Below are 19,441 nucleotides of genomic sequence, written 5' to 3' on the forward strand. Positions count from 1 at the left end.
CCCGACGGCCATAGGTGAATGCGAGGTGAAAGAGAGCTCCGCCCCTTACAACTTCATACAAGGCATGGAAGCATGGGACACGACATGTTCAACACCGAAGGGGAGCACTCATGCGTATCGCAGTTGCGGGCGGCACCGGTGCCATCGGCACGCTGGTGGTGGAACAGCTCAAGAATGCAGGCCACGAACCAGTTGTGTTAGCCCGGTCCAAAGGATGCGACCTGAGGAGCCGCAGCGCGGTCGAGCAAAGGCTGGTCGACTGCGAATCGGTCATCGATGTTTCCGGCGCCTCCACGCTGAGTTCTGCTGCCTCCATGCGGTATTTCACCCAATCGACGGCCAACCTCGTCAGCGCAGGACGCGAGTCCGGGGTGCAGAACCACGTGGCGCTGTCGATCATTGGTGCCGTCACGGTGGATTCTGGCTACTACGCCGGCAAAGCGGCGCAAGAGCGGATGCTGCAAATGCTTCCCGGCGGCTACACCCTGTTGCGCACTACACAGTTCCACGAATTCATTGGCCAGAATATCGGCCGCCTGGGTGCAGGGCCGGTGCAGATGGCGCCGAAGATGCGGATGCAGCCCATCGCGGGCAGCGAGGTGGCGGCCGCACTCGTTGCCCTGGCCGGGGGACCGGCCCAGGGCGTGGTGCAAGACCTTGCGGGGCCGCAAGAGGAATACGCTCCAGATTTAATCGCCAAATACCTGCAAGCCCACGGCAAGTCGCCAAAGATCGTTGAAGTGCCTGTTCCCGGTCCCATGGGCAAGACAATGCGCGATGGGGGACTGCTGCCCGGCAATTCCGCGAGGCTAGGACACGAAACCTTCGATGCCTGGCTGGCTCGACAGCAGCCCGGATCAGCCTGAGTTTCCAGTCGCCAAATAATCGTGACAAAAGTGGCGGATCCTGGAAGTATCACGTCATGGACGAAAAAGAACCATATGTTCCTTATATCCCCACGCCTCGGGACTTTCCCGGCTTCACGATGCCATCTTCAGTGCCGCAAGGCATGCGGCTGGAGCTGAGCCGTTCAAGAATCAAGGATGGGCAAGATGAGAACTTCGGCGCATGGATGGAAACGCTGAACAACCGCTACGAAGAATGCGAGGCATCCTTATCTGCGCAGCGGGCAGTGCTGGAAGCGACATTCAGGCACGTGGAAGCCGATGGTTCGGTGTGGATCTATCACTTGAGCTTGGTGGGCGAGAACGGCAGCGGGCTCGATACGCGACAAGATATCGATGCGACCCACGAAGCAGCTAGCCGCCAGGCGAAAATGCCGGGCTGGGAAGAACTCGAACCGAAGTTCTTGCTCATGCCAGATCACCTCCGAGCATCGATGGTGCATTGGGCCGAACATGGACAAGTTCCAAAGTAGAACCCATGGGCTGAAAGAAGAACACCGGAGGGCCTGGACAATTCTGTCCAGGCCCTCCGGTGCGCTTGGCGGGTTCTACTTGGCGTCGTCGATCGACGCGATGACGGCGCCCGACGACAGGGTCTCGCCCGGAGCAACTTCCAAGCCGCTGACCACGCCATCACGGTGAGCAGTAATCGGCTGCTCCATCTTCATCGCTTCAAGCACGACAATCAGATCACCTTGGGAAACGGTGTCGCCATTCTCGACGGCAACCTTCACGATGGTGCCCTGCATTGGCGAACGCAGTTCGGCGCTATTGCCACCAGCGGCTCCGGCTGCCTTGCGGCCCGGCTTGCGCTTCTTCTTGCCTGCGGCCTTTTCGGCGCCGTTGGAGGATACGGAGCCCAGCGACGAGGGAAGGGTGACTTCCAGGCGCTTGCCGCCGACCTCGACGGTCACGCTGGTGCGCTCTTCCTCGGCTGCCGCCTCGCCTCCCGTTGGCATCGGGTGAGGCTCGATGACGGTATCGAATTCGGTCTCGATCCAGCGGGTGTGGACCTTGAAGGATCCCTCTTCCGGGACGAACGCCGGATCGCTCATCACCGCGCGGTGGAATGGCAGCACGGTGGCCATGCCCTCGATCTGGAATTCTTCCAGGGCGCGGCGCGAGCGGGCTGCGGCGATCGCGCGGGTCGGGCCGGTGACGATCAGCTTGGCGATCATCGAGTCGAAGTTCCCCGAAACGGTCTCGCCCTGCTCGATGCCCGAATCCACGCGGACGCCGGGACCGGAAGGCAGGTTCATCTTGGTGATGGTGCCTGGGGTCGGCATGAAATTGCGACCGGCATCCTCGCCGTTGATGCGGAACTCGAAGGAGTGGCCGCGCAGTTCGGGGTCGCCGTAGCCCAGTTCCTCGCCACGGGCGATGCGGAACTGCTCGTGTACCAGGTCCATGCCGGCGATCTCCTCAGAGACCGTGTGCTCGACCTGCAGGCGGGTGTTGACCTCGAGGAACGAGATCACGCCGTCCTGGCCCACGAGGAATTCGCAGGTGCCAGCGCCGGTGTAGTTTGCCTCGCGCAAGATGGCCTTGGACGCTTCGTACAACCGGGCGGTCTGCTCTTCGCTCAGGAACGGGGCCGGTGCTTCCTCGACCAGCTTCTGGTTGCGGCGCTGCAGCGAGCAGTCGCGGGTGGAAACGACAACCACATTGCCGTGGGTATCAGCCAGGCACTGGGTCTCCACATGACGCGGTGCGTCCAGGAAGCGCTCGATGAAGCATTCGCCGCGGCCGAAAGCCGCGACAGCTTCACGGACCGCCGAATCGTACATTTCGCCGATTTCTTCGCGGTTGCGGACCACCTTGATGCCGCGTCCGCCACCGCCGTACGCGGCCTTGATGGCCAATGGAAGTCCGTGCTCGTCGGCGAAGGCATAGACCTCGTCGGCCGAAGCCACCGGATCCTTGGTGCCTGGCACCAGCGGAGCGCCGACCTTTTCAGCGATGTGGCGGGCCTTGACCTTGTCGCCCAGCTTGTCGATGGATTCTGGCGAAGGGCCAATCCAAGTCAGGCCGGCGTCGATCACGGCCTGAGCGAACTCGGCGTTCTCCGAGAGGAAGCCGTAGCCAGGGTGGATCGCGTCGGCACCGGAGCGTTCGGCGGCGTCCAGGATCTTCTCAATGCGAAGGTACGATTCAGCGGCGGTGGTGCCACCCAGTGCGTAGGCTTCGTCAGCCAGGCGCACATGCAGCGCATCGCGATCGGAGTCGGCGTAGATCGCAACAGACTCGATTCCTTCATCGCGGGCGGCACGGATAATACGCACTGCAATCTCGCCACGGTTGGCGATAAGCACCTTCGTCAATGGATTCATCATGAACCTTGTCTTTTAAAAATAGGGTTTCTCAGCTATGAGCCTATCGTTTTTGTGGGAACTATATGTAGTTATCGCCTAAAACGAGGGTGTTAGGGTGAAATTTTTAGAGGAATCCTACAAGGCAATCTCGCGCTATGGCTTCGCTGAACCTGCCCGGCGAGGCCTGCGGCGGCCAGCATCCGAGGGGCCGGGGAGGACCAGATGCTGCTGAGCAAGGAATTCCAGGCATGAAAAAGGTGCCTTCCGCCATGCAGCGGAAGGCACCATCATCCGGCGAGAGCCGGTTTATTTCCAGAGATCCACGAGGTTGATCCCGGCCTGCGCCAGCAGGCCGCGCAGCACGAAGACATCCAAGCCGACAACGTTCTGGAAGTTGCCTTCGATGGACTCGATGAAGGCCGCGGCCAGCCCATCAATGGTGAAGGCTCCGGCACAGGGCAGTGGTTCCCCGCTGGCTACGTAGGCCTCGATCTCGGCATCGCTCACGGTGGAGAAATGCACCACGGTCGACGAGACCTGGCCGCGGGCCTGGGCTGGATCGGCGGTATTGATCAGCCAATGGCCCGAGTGCAGGATGCCGGTGGCACCGCTCAGCTGCTGCCACCGTTCGCGGGCCACCTGCGCGGTGTGCGGCTTTCCGTAGGCCACGCCATCAAGCTCGAAGACCGAATCGCAACCCAGCACCACGGTGCCTGCCGGCTGCCCGGCCTGCGCCACGTTCTCGGCCTTGGCACGGGCCAGCAGCAAGGCGGTCTGCGCTGGCGACTGCTCGCCGTCGCGGGCCACTGCGGCGGCAAGCACCGCATCTTCATCCACCTCGGATACCTGGGTGGTGAAAGCGATGCCGGCATCGGACAGAACCTTCTTGCGCCCCCAGGAAGCCGACGCCAAAAGCAGCCGGGTTTCGGGTTTCAGCTGTTCGCTCATACTGCCGCATTCTCCTTGGTCTGGTCCTGGCTGGAAACGTCATGGGAGGAGTTCTCCTCGGATTCCAGCATTTCGTTGAGCTTCGATCCTTCCACATCAACGTCGGGCAAGATCTTGTCCAGCCACTTGGGCAGGTACCAGGCCTTGTCGCCCAGCAGGTGCATGACTGCAGGAATCAGGGTCATGCGGATGATGAACGCATCGAAGAGCACACCGAAGGCCAGCGCGAAACCGAGCGGCCGGATCATTGCCAGGTGCGAGAACACGAAGCCGGCGAAGACCGAAATCATGATCAGCGCGGCGGCCGTGACCACCGGTGCGGCCATCGAGAAGCCGGAACGGACCGCCTCCTTGGCAGGCTCGCCGTGGGCGTAGCGTTCGCGCATCGCCGAGACCAGGAAGACCTGGTAGTCCATGGCCAGGCCGAACAGGATGCCGGTGAGCAGGATCGGCAGGAAGGACAGCAGCGGACCTGGAACGTTGACATCGAACAGCGCGGAGAACCAGCCGAACTGGTAGACCATGACGCTGGCGCCGAAGGCGGCCGCGAGCGAAAGCAGGAAGCCGCCAGTAGCCAGCAACGGAACCACCACCGAGCGGAAGACCAGCAGCAGCAGGATCAGCGACAGGCCCACCACGATGCTCAGGTATGGGACCAGCGCGGCGGTGACCTTCTCGGAGACGTCAATCTGCGCGGCAACCTGTCCGGTCACTGCAATATCGGCGCCGGTGGCCTCGGAGAACTTCGAGTAGTCTGCGCGCAGCTGGTGCACCAGCGCCTCGGTGGCTTCCGAGGACGGGCCATCGGTAGGGATCACCTGGATGGCGGCCAAGCTGCGGTCATCGGTCATGGTGACCGGGATGGCGGCCACGACACCGTCGTATTCGCGCAGCAGGTCGGCCACGTCAAGGCTCTTCTCCTCCGCTTCGCGCTCGCTCAGCCCCGCCGGCAGGTCAGCCAGGACCAGCAGCGGGCCGTTGTAGCCCGAGCCGAACTTGTCGCTTGTCTGCTCGTAGGCCTGGAAGGCCTGCGAATCAGCAGGTTCAGCACTGCCATCGGGCAATGCGGTGCGCATCTGCGTGGCCGGCAGCGCGATGGCACCCAGAACGACTACCACCAGCAAGGTCACTGGGACAGCGATCTTCGTGACCATGCGCACCCAGCGGGTGGAGATCGATTCCTTGACCTTCGGATTCTCGGCATCTGCGGCGGCCTTCTTGCGGGCCCGCTTGGATACCAGCTTGTTGCCAGCCAGGGACAGCAGCGCCGGAAGCAGGGTGATGTTCAGCACCACCGAGCACAGGACGGTGAACGCGGCCGACAGGCCCAGGACGGTCAGGAACGGCAGTCCCGGGACAGCCAGGGCTGCCAGCGCAATGATCACGGTCAGGCCGGCGAAGACCACCGCGTTGCCACTGGTGCCCACCGCGCGTGCAATCGATTCTCCGACCTCCATGCCGGAAAGCAGCTGCGAGCGGTGGCGGTGGATGATGAACAGCGCATAGTCGATGCCCACCGCCAGGCCCAGCATGAGCGCCAGGGCAGGGGTAATCGAGGCCATGTCGATCAGCGAGGAGAACGCCATGGTGGTGCCCACGCCAGCCCCTACGCCGAGGATCGCCAGCAACAGCGGCAAGCCGGCGGCGACCAAGGTGCCGAGCATGGCCAGCAGGACGATGGCGGCGATCACCACACCAACGATTTCCGAGGCGCCGAAGACCTGGGACATGTCCTGCATGATCTCCTTGGAGAACAGCACCTGAACCCCATTGGCCTGCGGCCCTGCAGCGATGGCTTTGATCTGCTCGCGGTCATCAGGAGTCAGGGCATCGGTCTGGACCTTGAAGCTCACCTGCGAAACTGCGGTGCTTCCGTCTTCGGAAACGAAACGCATGCCCGAGCTGGCACCCACCTGGCGGGAAGCGAATTCCAGTTCAGCACGGCCGGACTCAAGGTCCTTCAGGCCCTGCTCGACATCCTTTTCGCCCTGCTCGAGCTCGGCGGTCTTTTCCTTGATGGTCTTTTCGCCGTCTTCAAGCTGCTTCTTGGCTGCTGCCAGTTCGGCCTTGCCTTCAAGGAACTGGGCCTTCTTGGCATCGAATTCACGCTGCCCGGCTTCCAGCTTGGCGCGGCCTTCATCGAGCTCGGCCTGGCCCTGGTTCAGCTTCGCCTTGTTGGTGGCGATTTCCTTCTTGGCTGCATCCAGCTGAGCTTTGGCTGCATCCAGCTGGGTCTTGGCGGCATCAAGCTGGCCGCGGTTGGCTTCCAGCTCCTTATGTCCGGCCTTGGCCTGGGCCTGGCCGGCGTCGAGTTCCTTGCGCGCGGCATCAAGCTGCTTCAGGCCTGCCTCTGCCTTGGCGATCTGCTCCAGCGCGGCGGTGGCCTGCTTCTTGCCGGCGGTAGCTTCGGTGATGCCGGATTCGGCTGCGGTCTTGCCGGCCTCGGCCTTGGCCAGGCCTTCCTTCAGGGCGTTGAGGGTAGCAGTGTATTCGGCGATCTTCTGTTCATCGCCGGCTTCTTCAGCGGCATCGAGCTGCTGCTGCACGCCGGCAATCTTGGCCGTCAGGTCCTTGATCGCCGCTTCAGCTTCGGCCAGGCCTGCCTGTGCCTTGGCCAGTCCGTCCTCGGCAGCCTTCAGGCCCGCGGTGGCTTCCTTCTTGCCGTCGGACAGGTTTGCCTCGAATTCCTTGCGGGAGGAGTCGCCGAGCAGCTGGTCCATGCCAGCCTGGTATTCCTTTTCGCCCGCGGCGAGCTTGGCATCGGCGGCTTCGAGCTTCTTCTCGCCAGCCTCGAACTGTTCCCGGCCCGCATCGTATTCGGCCTTGCCGTCCTTGTACTGGGCCAATCCGGCCTCGTACTTCGCTTCGCCAGCCTCCAGCTGCTCGCGGCCCGAGTTCAGCTCACGCTGCCCGGCTTCCAGCTGTGCGCGGCTATCGGCCAGCTGCATTTCGGCTGCGGCGATCTGCGGTTCTGCATCCTGGATTTCCTTCTGCCCGTCGAAGTATTGGGCCCAGCCTTCGGTGAGCTCCTCACGGCCATCCTTGAGCTGCACCTTGCCATCGGCAATCTGCTCTTTGGCATCGTCCAGCTTTTTCTGGCCGTCAACCAGTTCCTGCTGCGCCTTGTCCAGCTCAGGCTGGGCCTTGTCGAGCTGTTCCTGCAATTCGAAGGGGCTCATGGCCTCGACGACCTGGGAATGCATGCCCAGCTGGTCCAAGGACTCGGCGATGGCCTGCTTCTGGGTTTCATTCAGCGGCCGGTCCGAGCTTTCGCGGAACACGATGGACCCGGAACCGCCGGCGAGATCCGGAAGTTCTTCCTTCATCCGGTCCAGGGTGCGCTGGGTTTCGGTTCCCGGAAGGGTAAAGGTATTGGACAGCTGGCCCATGAACAAGCTGGCGCACAGCCCAATGAAGATGAAGGCTGCCAGCCACATCGAAATGACGCGGTAGCGGTGCAGGTGTGCCCATCGCGCGAGGCGGTAGAGGAGGGAAGCCATGAGCTTAGATGTCCTTCACGGTGCTAGTGCTGGAAAGCGGCAAGGCCTTGAAACCCTCGTCAAGGGTTTCCATGGCCTGGGTAATCAAGGAATGGAAGACGGAAATGAGTTCGGGGGAGATGTCCATGCCGACAGTTTCGGTGGCGGGCAGACGTTCGATCCACTCGTCGAAGGCGGCTTGGCCTGCGCCGAGCAGCGCATGGGTGAAGACCCTGACGGTGAAGGTATTGGCGTGCGGATAGCGCCGGGCGACCTTCTCGATGACTTCAGTGGCGGCTGTCTGCCATTCGTTCATCATGGCGGGGAAGCCGCAGTTGGCACCTTCGGTCCGCAAGAACGCACCGAAGTGCGCCACTTGTCCGAGCAACCGCGCGACATCATCGGACTTGAGTGCTTCGATGATCGCTTCGACCAATGGCATGGAATCGCTCAGGTCGCTGATGGAATCCACCATGGTTCCCAGGACCTGGTGCAGTGGATAGGAATAGACCGCATCCACCGAGGGGAAGTAGTTGAAGAGCGTACGCCGGGAGATTCCTGCCGCCTCGGCGATCTGGGTAGCAGTGAGCGCTGTGCCAGAGCCGTGGCGGAGCAGATCCGCGACGGCTTCGACGATGGCTTGTTTTGTCGCCTGCTTGTTCAGTTCGCGGCGGGTGCCGGTACTTGGAGAAGTCACATGATTACACTACGTGCAAAGTTGCACCCTGTGCAAAAGTGGTGGGTGTGACCTTAAACAAGAAATCGGCGCACGGGCGAAAATGCCCGTGCGCCGATTGCCTCCAGCAATGCCTATTTGGCCGCGGCTGCCTCAGCGTCTGGAGCCGAGATGCTTTCGTCGGCAAAAGGATTGCCATTGCGTGGTGCGTTGTACATGTCGATGTCCAAGATGCCCTCGCGCTTGGCGACAATGGTTGGAACCAGTGCCTGTCCCGCGACGTTCACCGCGGTGCGGCCCATATCGATGATCGGGTCAACTGCCATCAGCAAGCCGACGCCTGCCAGTGGAAGGCCCAGGGTGGACAGGGTCAGCGTCAGCATCACGATGGCGCCGGTGGTGCCTGCGGTTGCCGCCGAGCCCAGGACGGATACCAGGGCAATCAGGAAGTAATCGGTGAGCGAGAGCTCGACGCCGAAGAACTGGGCAACGAAGATGGCGGCGATCGCCGGGTAGATGGCAGCGCAGCCGTCCATCTTGGTGGTGGCGCCCAACGGCACCGCGAAGGAAGCGTAGCCCGAAGGCACGCCGAGGTTGCGTTCGGTGACGCGCTGGGTCAATGGCAGCGTGCCAATCGACGAGCGCGAGACGAAGGCCAGCTGCACGGCTGGCCAAACGCCCGAGAAGTACTGCTTGATGGACAGGCCATGAGCACGGACCAGGACCGGGTACAGCGCGAACAGCACCAGTGCCAGGCCAACATAGATCGCTACGGTGAATTTGCCCAGCGCGCCGATGGTGTCCCAGCCGTAGGTGGCGACAGCGTTGCCGATCAGGCCAACCGTGCCGATCGGTGCAATGCGGATGATCCACCAGAGGACCTTCTGGATGATCGCCAAGATAGAAGTGGAGAACGCCAGGAAGGGTTCTGCTGCCTTTCCGACCTTGAGTGCGGCGATGCCCACAGCAATGGCAATTACCAGGATCTGCAGGACATTGAAGCTGATCGAGGTGGTGGCGGTGGCATCATCGGCAAGCTTGGTGCTGGCGCCCAGGCCCAGGAAGTTGGCTGGGACCAATCCGGTGAGGAAGCCTAGCCAGTCGCCGGTCTTGCCGGTGTAGTCATCCGGCATGTCCTGGCCGGTATTCGCTCCGGGGCGGAAAACGGTGCCGAGGACCATGCCGATGACGACGGAGACCAGAGCGGTGATGGCGAACCACAGCAGGGTCTGCCATGCGAGCCGTGCTGCATTGGTGACCTTGGCGAGGTTGGCAATCGAGGCGACAACTGCAAAGAAGATCAGCGGGATTACCGCGGTGCGCAGCAGGGCTACGTAGCTGGATCCAATGATCGACAGGGCTTCACCCAGGCCGTTGGGCTCTTCGGCGGTGCTGCCGGTGTACTTGGCCACGAGGCCCAAAAGGAGACCGACAATCAGTGCCGCAATGATCTGCGGTCCGAAACTGGTCATCCAGCGGGGAAGCTTAGATGCAGGTGCGTTAGTAGACATGCGTTCAAGATTAGGGTGCTCATCTGCTCGGCCAGCAGTCAATGTTACTGAACATGACGATATTTCGCTGTTTGTGCTTCATTGCACTCCAAAGCGGTGCCCGGGGTCACAAATCCGGCGAATTACGCAAGAAATGAAGGGTTCCCTGGGCGCCGAAACAAAGTTCGTCATTTGGGAATTTCTGCGTGTCCTTCATTGCTTCTGGACTATTTGCCTTGACTGTGCAATGGAAAGTCAGATCACTGCACGCATCTCGGCTTCCAGTCCTATTGCCGACGCGAGCAGATTGCGCATCACAACCAGCAGCCAGGTGGCGGCGCTGCCGAACGCCACGGTGCCAGCGACCATCAAGAATACGCCGGGACCGCCGGCGCCGACGATCGCCAGCAAGTGAAATCCCAATCCCAGGACCAAGAAGGTGGCGATCGCGGATGCGCAGATGATGGTGGTGACCCAGCGCAGTGAACTATTCTCGAAGATTCTCTGGCGTTGAACCTTTGACAGCAGTATCCAGATGCAGGCCAGGGAAACCTGCAGGCATATGATTCCCGCCGTCACCACGCATCGGTATGGGGTGGCCAGATAGGCAACTTCGGGATGGATGCTGACGGACTCTGCGATAAACAGCGGCAAAATCAGCGTCTGGGCCAAGAGTGCGCCGAGGAAGATAGCGATCAGCGAAGCCCGAAGCGGAGCAATGGCAGAATTCGTCATACGATTGATTATCAATCATAATCTATCGATTATCAATAGGATCTGTCGAGTGTATCGCGATTTCACGCTACTGGACTCCGTGATTCGGGGCGGTGATCTCACACGCAGGGCCTGCCAGCCTTGATCTGTCGGTGTCTTGTGGAACGGTAGGAGCCAGCAAAGCGGTGCGAATTTATTGCCGTGGTCCATTCCGGAGCGGAAAGAAGGAAACTAATGCGCGTATACATCACGAGTGTCTTCGTCGATGACCAGGCGAAAGCCAAAGCGTTTTATACCGAGGTGCTGGGCTTCAAGGTGAAGCACGACATTCCCGTCGGGGAGTACAGCTGGCTGTCCCTCGTCGCTGCCGACCAGGAAGATGGTCCTGAAGTCCTTCTCGAACCGGCGGCGCATCCAGCGGTCGGGCCATACCGTGCGGCGCTGAAAGCCGATGGCATCCCGGCAACGTCTTTTGCCGTTGATGATGTCCAGGCGGAATTCGAGCGCTTGGGTTCATTGGGGGTGGAGTTCACCCAGGAGCCAATGGACGCAGGTCCCGTGATGGTGGCGACCTTTGATGTCACCTGCGGCAATCTGATCCAGATTTCCAGCTACAAGGCGTAATGCAAATTGGCGGCCCTGCAGTATTGCAGAGCCGCCAAAATGCATTGCTGGTAGCTACTTGACCAGTGCGCGCTTCAAGGTATCCAGGCCCACTGAACCGAGCTGCAACGCCGCGGTGTGGAAATCCTTGAGCGAGAAGTTCTCGCCCTGGGCCGCTGCGAGATCATCGCGGATCTGCTCCCAGAGGCGCTGGCCAATCTTGTAGGACGGGGCTTGGCCCGGCCAACCGAGGTAGCGGTTGTATTCGAAGTCCAGCTGTCCCTTGGAGATGTCCAGATTCTTCTGGAGGAACTCGTAGCCGTTTTCGGCATTCCAAGTGCCGGTGCCCCACTGCGCGGGGACTTCCAAGCCCAAATGGACACCGATGTCGAAGACCACGCGAGCTGCGCGCAGGCGCTGCGCATCAAGCATGCCCATGTAGTCGCCCGGGTCGTCAAGGTAGCCCAGCTGGTGCATGAGGCGCTCGGAGTACAGTGCCCAGCCTTCGCCGTGGCCGGAAACCCAGCACATCAATCGGCGCCAGCTGTTCAGCGTAGCTGCCTGCATTTGCGCGGTGCCGATCTGCAGGTGATGGCCCGGCACGCCTTCGTGGTACACGGTGGTCAATTCGGCCCACGTGGTGAATTCGTCTTCTCCCGGCGGCACGGACCACCACATCCGGCCCGGACGGCTGAAGTCCTCCGACGGCCCGGTGTAGTAGACGCCGCCATCCTGGGTTGGGGCGATCATGCACTCAATGCGATCCATGGGTGCAGGGATCTCGAAATGCGTGCCCGACAAATCGGCCATGGCCTGATCCGCCTTGCCCTGCATCCATTCGCGCAGGGCATCGGTGCCTTTCAGCTTTCGTGCCGGATCCTCGTTGAGGATCTTCTTGGCTTCCTCAATCGTGGCTCCCGGCTTGATGTGCTCGGCTACGCGCTGCTGCTCGGCGATGATGGCATCGAGCTCGCCGACTCCCCAGGCGTAGGTCTCTTCCAGATCCACGGTGGCGCCCAGGAAGCGGCGGGACATCAGCGAGTAGTACTCCCGGCCCACCGCGTCTTCGGACGGTGCCTGAGGCAGGAGTTCATCTTGAAGGTAGGTGGTGAGCTTGCGGTAGGCCGTCTTTGCTGCGTCTGCACCCGCTTGAAGCTGTTCTTGCAATGCGGCATCCACCGTGGTGCCGGAGACGGCCAGCTGGTCGAAGAAGCCGCCGTCTTTGGCGTAGTCGGTGGTTTGCGTGATCACAATGGAGACCTGGCGCTGTGCGGCAACCAAGCCGTTCGAGGCGGAATCGCGCAGGGAAGCAATGTAGCCGTCAATCGCGGCAGGGATGTTGGACGTCCGCTGGGCGATGAAGGCATAGTCCGCGGAGGTTTCCTGCGGCATTAAATCGATGATTGAGCGGATTTCCTGGGCCGCGCTGGCAATATTGTTCAGTTCGGTGCGCCCGGTGAACAGGATTTCCAATTCCAGGCTCAACCGCTCGGTCATCGCATCGAGGGAGACCTCGTCAATGGCGTCGACCGGCGTGGCGTTGGCCAAAGTGCCCAAGGTCTCGCGCAGCAAGCTGATCATTTGGGTCGTGCCGGCAGGGGAGTAGTCGCCGTAGGCGGTTTCGTAGCCCGGCATGCCAAGGGAAACTCCCCACTCCGGGGTCAGTTCAAGGGATTTGGCGAAGAAGTCTTCGGCGATCTTGTCGATGGCCGAGGGTTCGCGGTGCGGTGCGGGGGATGTCATGTAGCTAACAGTAGTTGATATGAAAGATTTGTTGAAGACTTTTCAGGTGGTTCATTCTCTTATTACTTATCTCTCGCCCCAAGCTGGCATTCAAGGGGCGAGGGCTGCATCGCTAGTGTTGCTGGCGGCGGATGTGTGCGCAACGCCTTTGAAGCAGTGGTCCGCGGCAAGCTATGAACGGCCTTCCGGATCGTGTTGCGTTGTTGAACTGCCTAGTCAGCATGCATGGGGAGAACTCTCCATGGCGATGGTTTTGTCAGTTCGTTAGAATTGGAGGGCGCCGAATCTGATTTTGGGGAATGAAGCCGGATTCCAGCGCGCACTCGTACCAGCAAAACAAGGACTGACCTCTAGATGGCAAAAGCCGCTTCGACCGGATGGACCGGACTGCTCAAAAGCACCGGCTTCAAGGTGACTGCTATTCCAGTGGTGGCGGCGCTTGCCGTAACCGGTGCCATTATCTATCCGGGCTTCGAAACCGCTGACGTGGAACTGAACGACGGCGGCGTCTGGGTGGTGAATCAGTCCGAAGGCAAAATCGGGCATGTCAACTACCAGTCGCGCACCATTGACGGCGGCGTCGCCACCCCGCTGGCCAACTACGACCTGGTCCAGCATGAGGAAAGCGTGCTGGTGCGCAACCTTGAACAGGCATCATTGACCACCATCGACCCCGCAATGGTGCAATTCGCCGGGGACAACAACCTGCCTGCCAACTCGTCCTTCTCCTTCGGCGCCTCAGTTGTCGCAGTCACCGACGCAGAACACGGTACCGTCCACGCCAGCAACCTCGAGCAGATCGCGGAATTCAAAGGCGAAGGCGCCGAACCGCTGATCGAATCCAAGGGCGACGTCGCCGCCGTGGTTGGCGCCGATGACACCATCTGGGCCGCAGACATCGGCGCCGGAACCCTGTCCAGCTTCACCCTTGACGATGAGGGAACAGCCGAGCTCGGCCAGGAAATCGAAATTCCCGAACTGGCCGAAATGAAGAAGCCGCAGCTCTCGGCCGTGGGCAAGGTCGGCGTGGTCTTCGATGATGCCAGCGGCCAGCTGGTCACCTCCGAAGGCGGATCCGCGATCCTGGAGAACCCGGCCAACGCCAAAATCCAGTCCCCGGGTCCGGAAGCCGAGACCATTGCCGTCGCGCTGGACCAGTCGCTGGCCACGGTGAGCCTGTCCGGCAAGGACGCTAACTACGAGCAGCTGGAAACCGCCGGCACCCCGATCCAGCCGGTACGCGTGGGAAGCTGCACCTACGCGGCCTGGCAAACCAGCGGCGAATACCTGCGCTTCTGCGACAACCCGGCCGATAACCAGAACACCAGAATCCCGGAAATGACCGAGGGCGCTGAACTGGCATTCCGCGTCAACCGCGACGTGGTTGTGCTCAATGACGTGCATTCGGGACAGGTCTGGCTGGCCAATGAAGGCATGGAAATCGTCAGCAACTGGAGCGATCTGGAACCGCCTGCCGGCGAGGGTGAGGCCAAGGAAGAAGAAACCAAGGAAATCACCGACGCCATCGAGCTGCCCAACCGCACCGAAGAGAACAAGAAGCCGATTGCCGAGGACGACACCTATTCGGTGCGCCCCGGCCGCACCACCTTGCTCCCGGTGCTCTACAACGACGTGGACCCGGACGGCGACTTGCTCACTGCCAGCTTGGAAGGCGCTGCGCCCTCGATCGGCGCAGTCCAGCCGGTCCACGACGGCACCGGATTCCAGATCGTGGTCCCCGAGGACGCCAAGGGCGGGGCAAGCTTCGCCTACACCACCAAGGATGGCCGCGGGGGACAGGACACCGCGAGGGTCAAGCTGAACGTGGTGGACGAAGGCACCAACAAGGCACCGGAACAGCAGCGCACTACCGTGCTGCGCGTGCAGCAGGGCGAGTCGGTCAGCCACAACGTGCTCACCGACTGGACCGACGCGGAAGGCGATGACCTGCGCCTGCTCGGCGGCACCTCCGAGGGCGATGACGTGATCCGGGTCCAGCCCGATGGCACCCTGACCTTCCAGGACGATGGAAAGAAGCTGGGCCAGAAGGAATTGGCCATCCAGGTCTCCGACGGCCAGGAAGGCACCAAGGGCCGGGTGCTGATCGAGGTCCTGGCCGACTCCGTGGTCAAGCCGGTGACCGCCACCGACCACGTGGTGGCCACCGTCAATGAATCCGCCAGCTTCACCCCGCTGGAAAATGACACGGACCCCACCGGAGAAGGACTGCGCCTGGCCGGCGTGGACGATGTGCCCGGACTGGAACTGAAGACCAATGCGCAGACCGGAACCGTGACCGCCCGCGCCGAACGCGCCGGCACCTACTATGTCGAATACATGGCCACCAACGGCCCGGCCAGCGCCCCAGGCTTGGCCCGCATCGACATCAAGAAGCCGGAGGAAAAGGCCGAGGACCCGATCGCTGTCCGCGATGTCGCCCTGCTGCCTGCCGGCCAGGACGTGCTGGTCAACGTGCTGGGCAACGACACCGACCCGGGCGGCGGCGTGCTGGTGGTCACCGGCGTGCAGACCGCCAGCGACAAGCCATTCTCCACCTCGGTGGAACGCAACACGTTCGTGCGCATCACCGACGTGCGCGGCCTCACCGACCCCACCACCATCAGCTACACCGTCTCCAACGGCTCCCGCGAAGCGACCGGCTCCATCCGGGTGATCCCGATTCCGGCCCCGCCGCGCATGGATCCGCCACAGGCCAACCCCGACACCGTCACCGTCCGCGAAAACGACGTGGCCACCGTCAAGGTCCTGGAAAACGACATCCACCCCAACGGCGGAGAGCTGATCCTGCGCCCGGACCTGGAAGAAGCCGATGACCTGGGCGAGGGATCCTTGATCTCGGTCGCCGATGAGACCATCCGCTTCCGTGCCGGCGACTTCGGCGGCAAGGCCAAGCAGGTGTCCGCGGTCTACACCGTGGCCGGACCCGACGGCCAGGAAACCAGCGCCAGCGTCACCTTCAACGTGCTGCCCGAAGCGGAAGCCAACGACCTGGAGAAGAACAGCCCTCCGAACCCTGAACCGGTCACCGGGCGCGTGTTCGCCGGATCCAGCACCAACGTGCTGGTCCCCATTGACGCCATCGACCCCGATGGCGACTCGGTGTCGCTCGTGCAATTCGGCGATTCGCCGCGCATGGGCACCGCGAAGATCCGCGGGGCCTCCATCGACTACACCGCCAACCCCGATGCCTCGGGCACCGACGAATTCAGCTACGTGGTGGAAGACCGCCTGGGCGCCCGCGCCACCGGCACCATCAAGATCGGCGTGGCGCCACTGGCCGAATCCAATAATTCCCCGGTAGCGGTCAACGATTTCCTGACCGTGCGCCCGGACCGCCCGGTCGCCGTGGACGTGATGGACAACGACACCGACCCGGACGGCGACCCGATCGCCTTGATGAGCGAGGTCTCCACCGAATCCAGCACTGAAGTGGAAGTCGTTGACGGCCGCGTCACCCTGACCTCGCCTCCGGAAGACGGCAACGTGTCGATCCGCTACATGATTTCCGATGGCCGCGGTGGCACCGCGGCGGGCACGCTGAGCGTCAAATCCGATCCCGAGGCGCAGCTGCTCGCCCCGATTGCCCGCGACGATCGGGTGTCGCTGGAAGAAGTCATTGCCGATGAGCAGGTGACCGTCGATATCCTGCGCAACGACGAGGACCCGGACGGCAGCTCCAGCGAGCTGGAAATCAGCCTGCCGGACAACCCGTCCACCGCCCAGGTGACCGAGGACGGCCTGGTGGTTACCGCCACCGAAGAGGCGCAGATCATCGCCTACACGCTGACCGACCCCGACGAACTGACCTCCACGGCCTTCGTCCACGTGCCGGGCACCGCCGGAGCCCGGCCGATCCTGCGCAGCGGGCTGAACCTGCAGGTCCAGGCGGGAGAAGTCCTGCCGCTGAATCTGGAGGACCTGGTCCTCGTGCGCGATGGCCGCACCCCGCGCCTGACCACAGAGGAATCGGTGACCTCGATGCCGCAGAACGACGGCGAACTGGTCAAGTCCGCCACCGAGCTGTCCTTCCGCGCCCCGGTGGACTTCGACGGTTCGGCGACCGTCAGCTTCGAAGTCACCGACGGCACCGGCCCGGACGATGAAAAGGGGCTGAAGTCCAAGCTGACCCTGCCGATCAACGTCACCCCGGCACCGCGCCAGAACGATTCCGAGGAACGCCAGAACCAGAACGAGGAAGGCCAGCCGGAAGAGGACGAGCCAGAGGAAGAGGAAGAGGAAGAAGAAGAGGAGCAGCCCGACGAGGAGAACTTCGCTCCGACCCTGCAGGCCAATTCCCTAGCCGTGGGCCAGGGCGAGGAGCCTGCCTTCCTGGACCTGCGCATGGCCGCCGGCGATGCCAATGAAGAGGACGTCCCGAACCTGAAATTCGCCATTGCCTCGGTGGACATCCAGGGCGTGAGGGCCGAACTGGTCGAGGGGCACAACCTGAGGGTCAGCGCCGAAGCATCGACCCCGAAGGGCACCACCGGCAGTGTGACCGTCACGGTCAGCGACGGCGTCAACCCGCCGGTCCCGGCCGCCATGGCCATTACCGTCACCGGCTCGGTGCGCGAGCTGCCGGTAGCCGTGGCCGACAACGTCCCCGATGCCGCCCAGGGCAAGACCGAAGTGGTTGATGTGCTGGCCAATGACCACAACCCGTACGCTGATGAAGGTCCGCTGCGCCTGATCAACGCCCGCGCCCTGGAAGACACCGGGACGGTGGAAAAGCGCGGCGACCAGGTGGCAATTACCCCGAACGACGACTTCGTGGGCACCATGCGGGTGGAATACACCATTGGCGATGTCACCGAAGATGTGGCACGCAACGTCATCGGCACCGTGACGCTGAACGTCAAGGGCGCCCCGGAAGCCCCGGGACTGCCTCGCGTCCAGTCCACCGGCGACCAGAAGGTCGTGCTGCAGTGGGACCCGCCGGCCAATAACGGCTCGGACATCACCGGCTACACCGTGCGCGGCGGCGGGCACACCCAGAAGTGCGCCACCACCACCTGCACGATCACCCCGCTGGCCAACGACACCGTGTACAACTTCACCGTCACCGCCACCAACGAGATCGGCGAATCCCCGGCCTCGGCGCAATCTGCCGACGCCCGTCCGGACGTGGAACCCGAACAGCCGGCCGCTCCCACCGGCACCGACGGCGACCAGCAGGCCGCCTTCAAATGGACCGCCCCGGTCAGCCGCGGTTCGGCCATCCAGAGCTACACCCTGGAGATCTCCCCGGCACCGGCCAATGGCGTCACCCAGGTCACCGGCATCACCGGCACCTCCTACACCTGGAAGGGCCTGAAGAACGGCACCGACTACCAGGTGCGCGTGCGCGCGGTGAACAAGGCCTCCAAGCCATCGGCCTTCAGCGCCTACTCGGCCGCGGTCACCCCGGCGGGCAAGCCGTTCAAGCCATCGGCGCCTACCGCCGCCCGCAAGGACTCCGCGGTGGATGGCGGCGTGGTCAACGTGGCATGGAACGCCCCGGGCACCAACGGCGCGCCGATCACCGGCTACACCCTGCGCGTCTTCAAGTCCGGCACCCTGGAGAAGACCATCGGCTCCATTGCCGCCAACCAGACCAGCCAGTCGGTCACCGGCCTGAGCACCTCCGGTTCCTACACCTTCACCATTGCCGCCACCAACCGCAAGGGCAGCTCGGAACAGAGCTCCAAGTCGGTGGCGGTGACCCCGTACGGACGGCCCAAGGCCGTATCCAGCGTGAGCGCCAAGGCCACGGGCGCCAACCGCATGGTGCGGCTGGACTTCCAGGCACCTGCCGCGAACGGATCGAAGATCACCGGCTACCAGTACTCCACCGACGACGGAAGCTGGAAGTCCTTCGGCGGACCGGGCTCGGTGATCGACACCGGTTCCAACGGAAGCGCGCACACCTGGCGCGTGCGGGCCTTGAATGCCGCTGGCGCCGGCACCGCCAGCCCGGCCAGCAACAAGACCAGCGCCTACGGTCCGCTGCGCGACAACGCGAAGATTTCCTCCTCGCACGGCAACGACTGGATCTCCTTCAGCTGGAATACGGCCGCCGGGGAATCCAACGGGCGCAAGGTCACCCAGACGGTGAAGATCGGCGGCAACAGCACCAAGAACGACGGCTCGCAGAAGGTCACCGGCCTGGGCTACTCCACCAGCCGCACCATCAAGATCGTGGCAACGGACACCGAAGGCCAATCCAGGTCCTGGTCCAAGACGGAGAAGACCAACCCGAAGCCGGCGCGTTCGGTGAAGCTGTCCGAGGGACCGATGTACAACGGCTACTCGAACTCGACCTGCCCGCCGAACTGCTACAAGTACCACGTGGAGCTCTACAACTTCGCCCCGGGAACCCACACCTACCTGGCCCAGTGCTACCACTCCGGCGGGATGTTCTCGGATAACTACGTGACCTTCAACGTCGACGGCAATGGCCGGGCCTCGAAGGACCTGCCATGCGTGATCGAGCCGGGATACGCCCAGCCGTACTTCGCACGCATCGATGGCACCGAATCCGACCACGTTAATTTCAGATAAGCGCGGCATC

The 19,441-nt window shown here is 62.6% G+C and carries 11 protein-coding genes; 4 read left to right on the forward strand and 7 right to left on the reverse strand.

Annotation, left to right across the window (positions count from 1 at the left end; genetic code table 11):
* The first annotated feature begins 110 nt into the window (after positions 1 to 110).
* Positions 111 to 866, forward strand: a complete 756-nt coding sequence (locus JOE62_RS05420; protein WP_204720964.1) for an SDR family oxidoreductase — start codon at positions 111 to 113, stop codon at positions 864 to 866.
* Positions 867 to 922: 56 nt separating this feature from the next.
* Positions 923 to 1,378 (forward strand): DUF6176 family protein, encoded by a 456-nt coding sequence (locus JOE62_RS05425; protein ID WP_239543201.1) that lies wholly within the window; start codon positions 923 to 925, stop codon positions 1,376 to 1,378.
* Between the two features lie 75 nt (positions 1,379 to 1,453).
* On the opposite strand, the gene JOE62_RS05430 is transcribed toward JOE62_RS05425, so the two are convergent.
* From JOE62_RS05430 to JOE62_RS05455, 6 genes are all read right to left on the reverse strand, one after another.
* On the reverse strand, positions 1,454 to 3,238 hold the full coding sequence (locus JOE62_RS05430) for an acetyl/propionyl/methylcrotonyl-CoA carboxylase subunit alpha (RefSeq protein ID WP_204720966.1): 1,785 nt from the start codon (positions 3,236 to 3,238) through the stop codon (positions 1,454 to 1,456).
* Between the two features lie 285 nt (positions 3,239 to 3,523).
* A complete protein-coding gene (locus JOE62_RS05435; RefSeq protein ID WP_204720968.1) occupies positions 3,524 to 4,165 on the reverse strand; it encodes a Maf family protein in 642 nt (213 codons plus the stop codon).
* Complete coding sequence (locus JOE62_RS05440) at positions 4,162 to 7,665, reverse strand: MMPL family transporter (RefSeq protein WP_204720970.1); 3,504 nt, start codon at positions 7,663 to 7,665, stop codon at positions 4,162 to 4,164. Before JOE62_RS05440 ends, JOE62_RS05435 begins: the two co-directional genes overlap by 4 nt.
* A 4-nt stretch (positions 7,666 to 7,669) precedes the next feature.
* Complete coding sequence (locus tag JOE62_RS05445) at positions 7,670 to 8,341, reverse strand: TetR family transcriptional regulator (RefSeq protein WP_204720972.1); 672 nt, start codon at positions 8,339 to 8,341, stop codon at positions 7,670 to 7,672.
* A gap of 113 nt (positions 8,342 to 8,454) precedes the next feature.
* Entirely contained in the window at positions 8,455 to 9,831 is a 1,377-nt protein-coding gene (locus JOE62_RS05450; protein ID WP_141359261.1) for a dicarboxylate/amino acid:cation symporter, read from the reverse strand.
* A gap of 234 nt (positions 9,832 to 10,065) precedes the next feature.
* Entirely contained in the window at positions 10,066 to 10,545 is a 480-nt protein-coding gene (locus tag JOE62_RS05455; protein ID WP_204720974.1) for a DUF2975 domain-containing protein, read from the reverse strand.
* A gap of 213 nt (positions 10,546 to 10,758) precedes the next feature.
* Here JOE62_RS05455 and JOE62_RS05460 point away from each other — a divergent pair, with 213 nt between their 5' ends.
* On the forward strand, positions 10,759 to 11,148 hold the full coding sequence (locus JOE62_RS05460; RefSeq protein WP_204720976.1) for a VOC family protein: 390 nt from the start codon (positions 10,759 to 10,761) through the stop codon (positions 11,146 to 11,148).
* Between the two features lie 54 nt (positions 11,149 to 11,202).
* On the opposite strand, the gene JOE62_RS05465 is transcribed toward JOE62_RS05460, so the two are convergent.
* Positions 11,203 to 12,870: a DUF885 domain-containing protein gene (locus JOE62_RS05465; protein ID WP_204720978.1), complete on the reverse strand. Its 1,668-nt coding sequence runs from the start codon at positions 12,868 to 12,870 to the stop codon at positions 11,203 to 11,205.
* Positions 12,871 to 13,224: 354 nt separating this feature from the next.
* Between JOE62_RS05465 and JOE62_RS05470 the strand changes: the two genes are divergently transcribed.
* Positions 13,225 to 19,431, forward strand: a complete 6,207-nt coding sequence (locus JOE62_RS05470) for an Ig-like domain-containing protein (RefSeq protein ID WP_204720980.1) — start codon at positions 13,225 to 13,227, stop codon at positions 19,429 to 19,431.
* Positions 19,432 to 19,441 lie beyond the last annotated feature (10 nt).

It is taken from the genome of Glutamicibacter nicotianae, assembly GCF_016907615.1.
Taxonomy (GTDB): Bacteria; Actinomycetota; Actinomycetes; order Actinomycetales; family Micrococcaceae; genus Glutamicibacter; species Glutamicibacter nicotianae.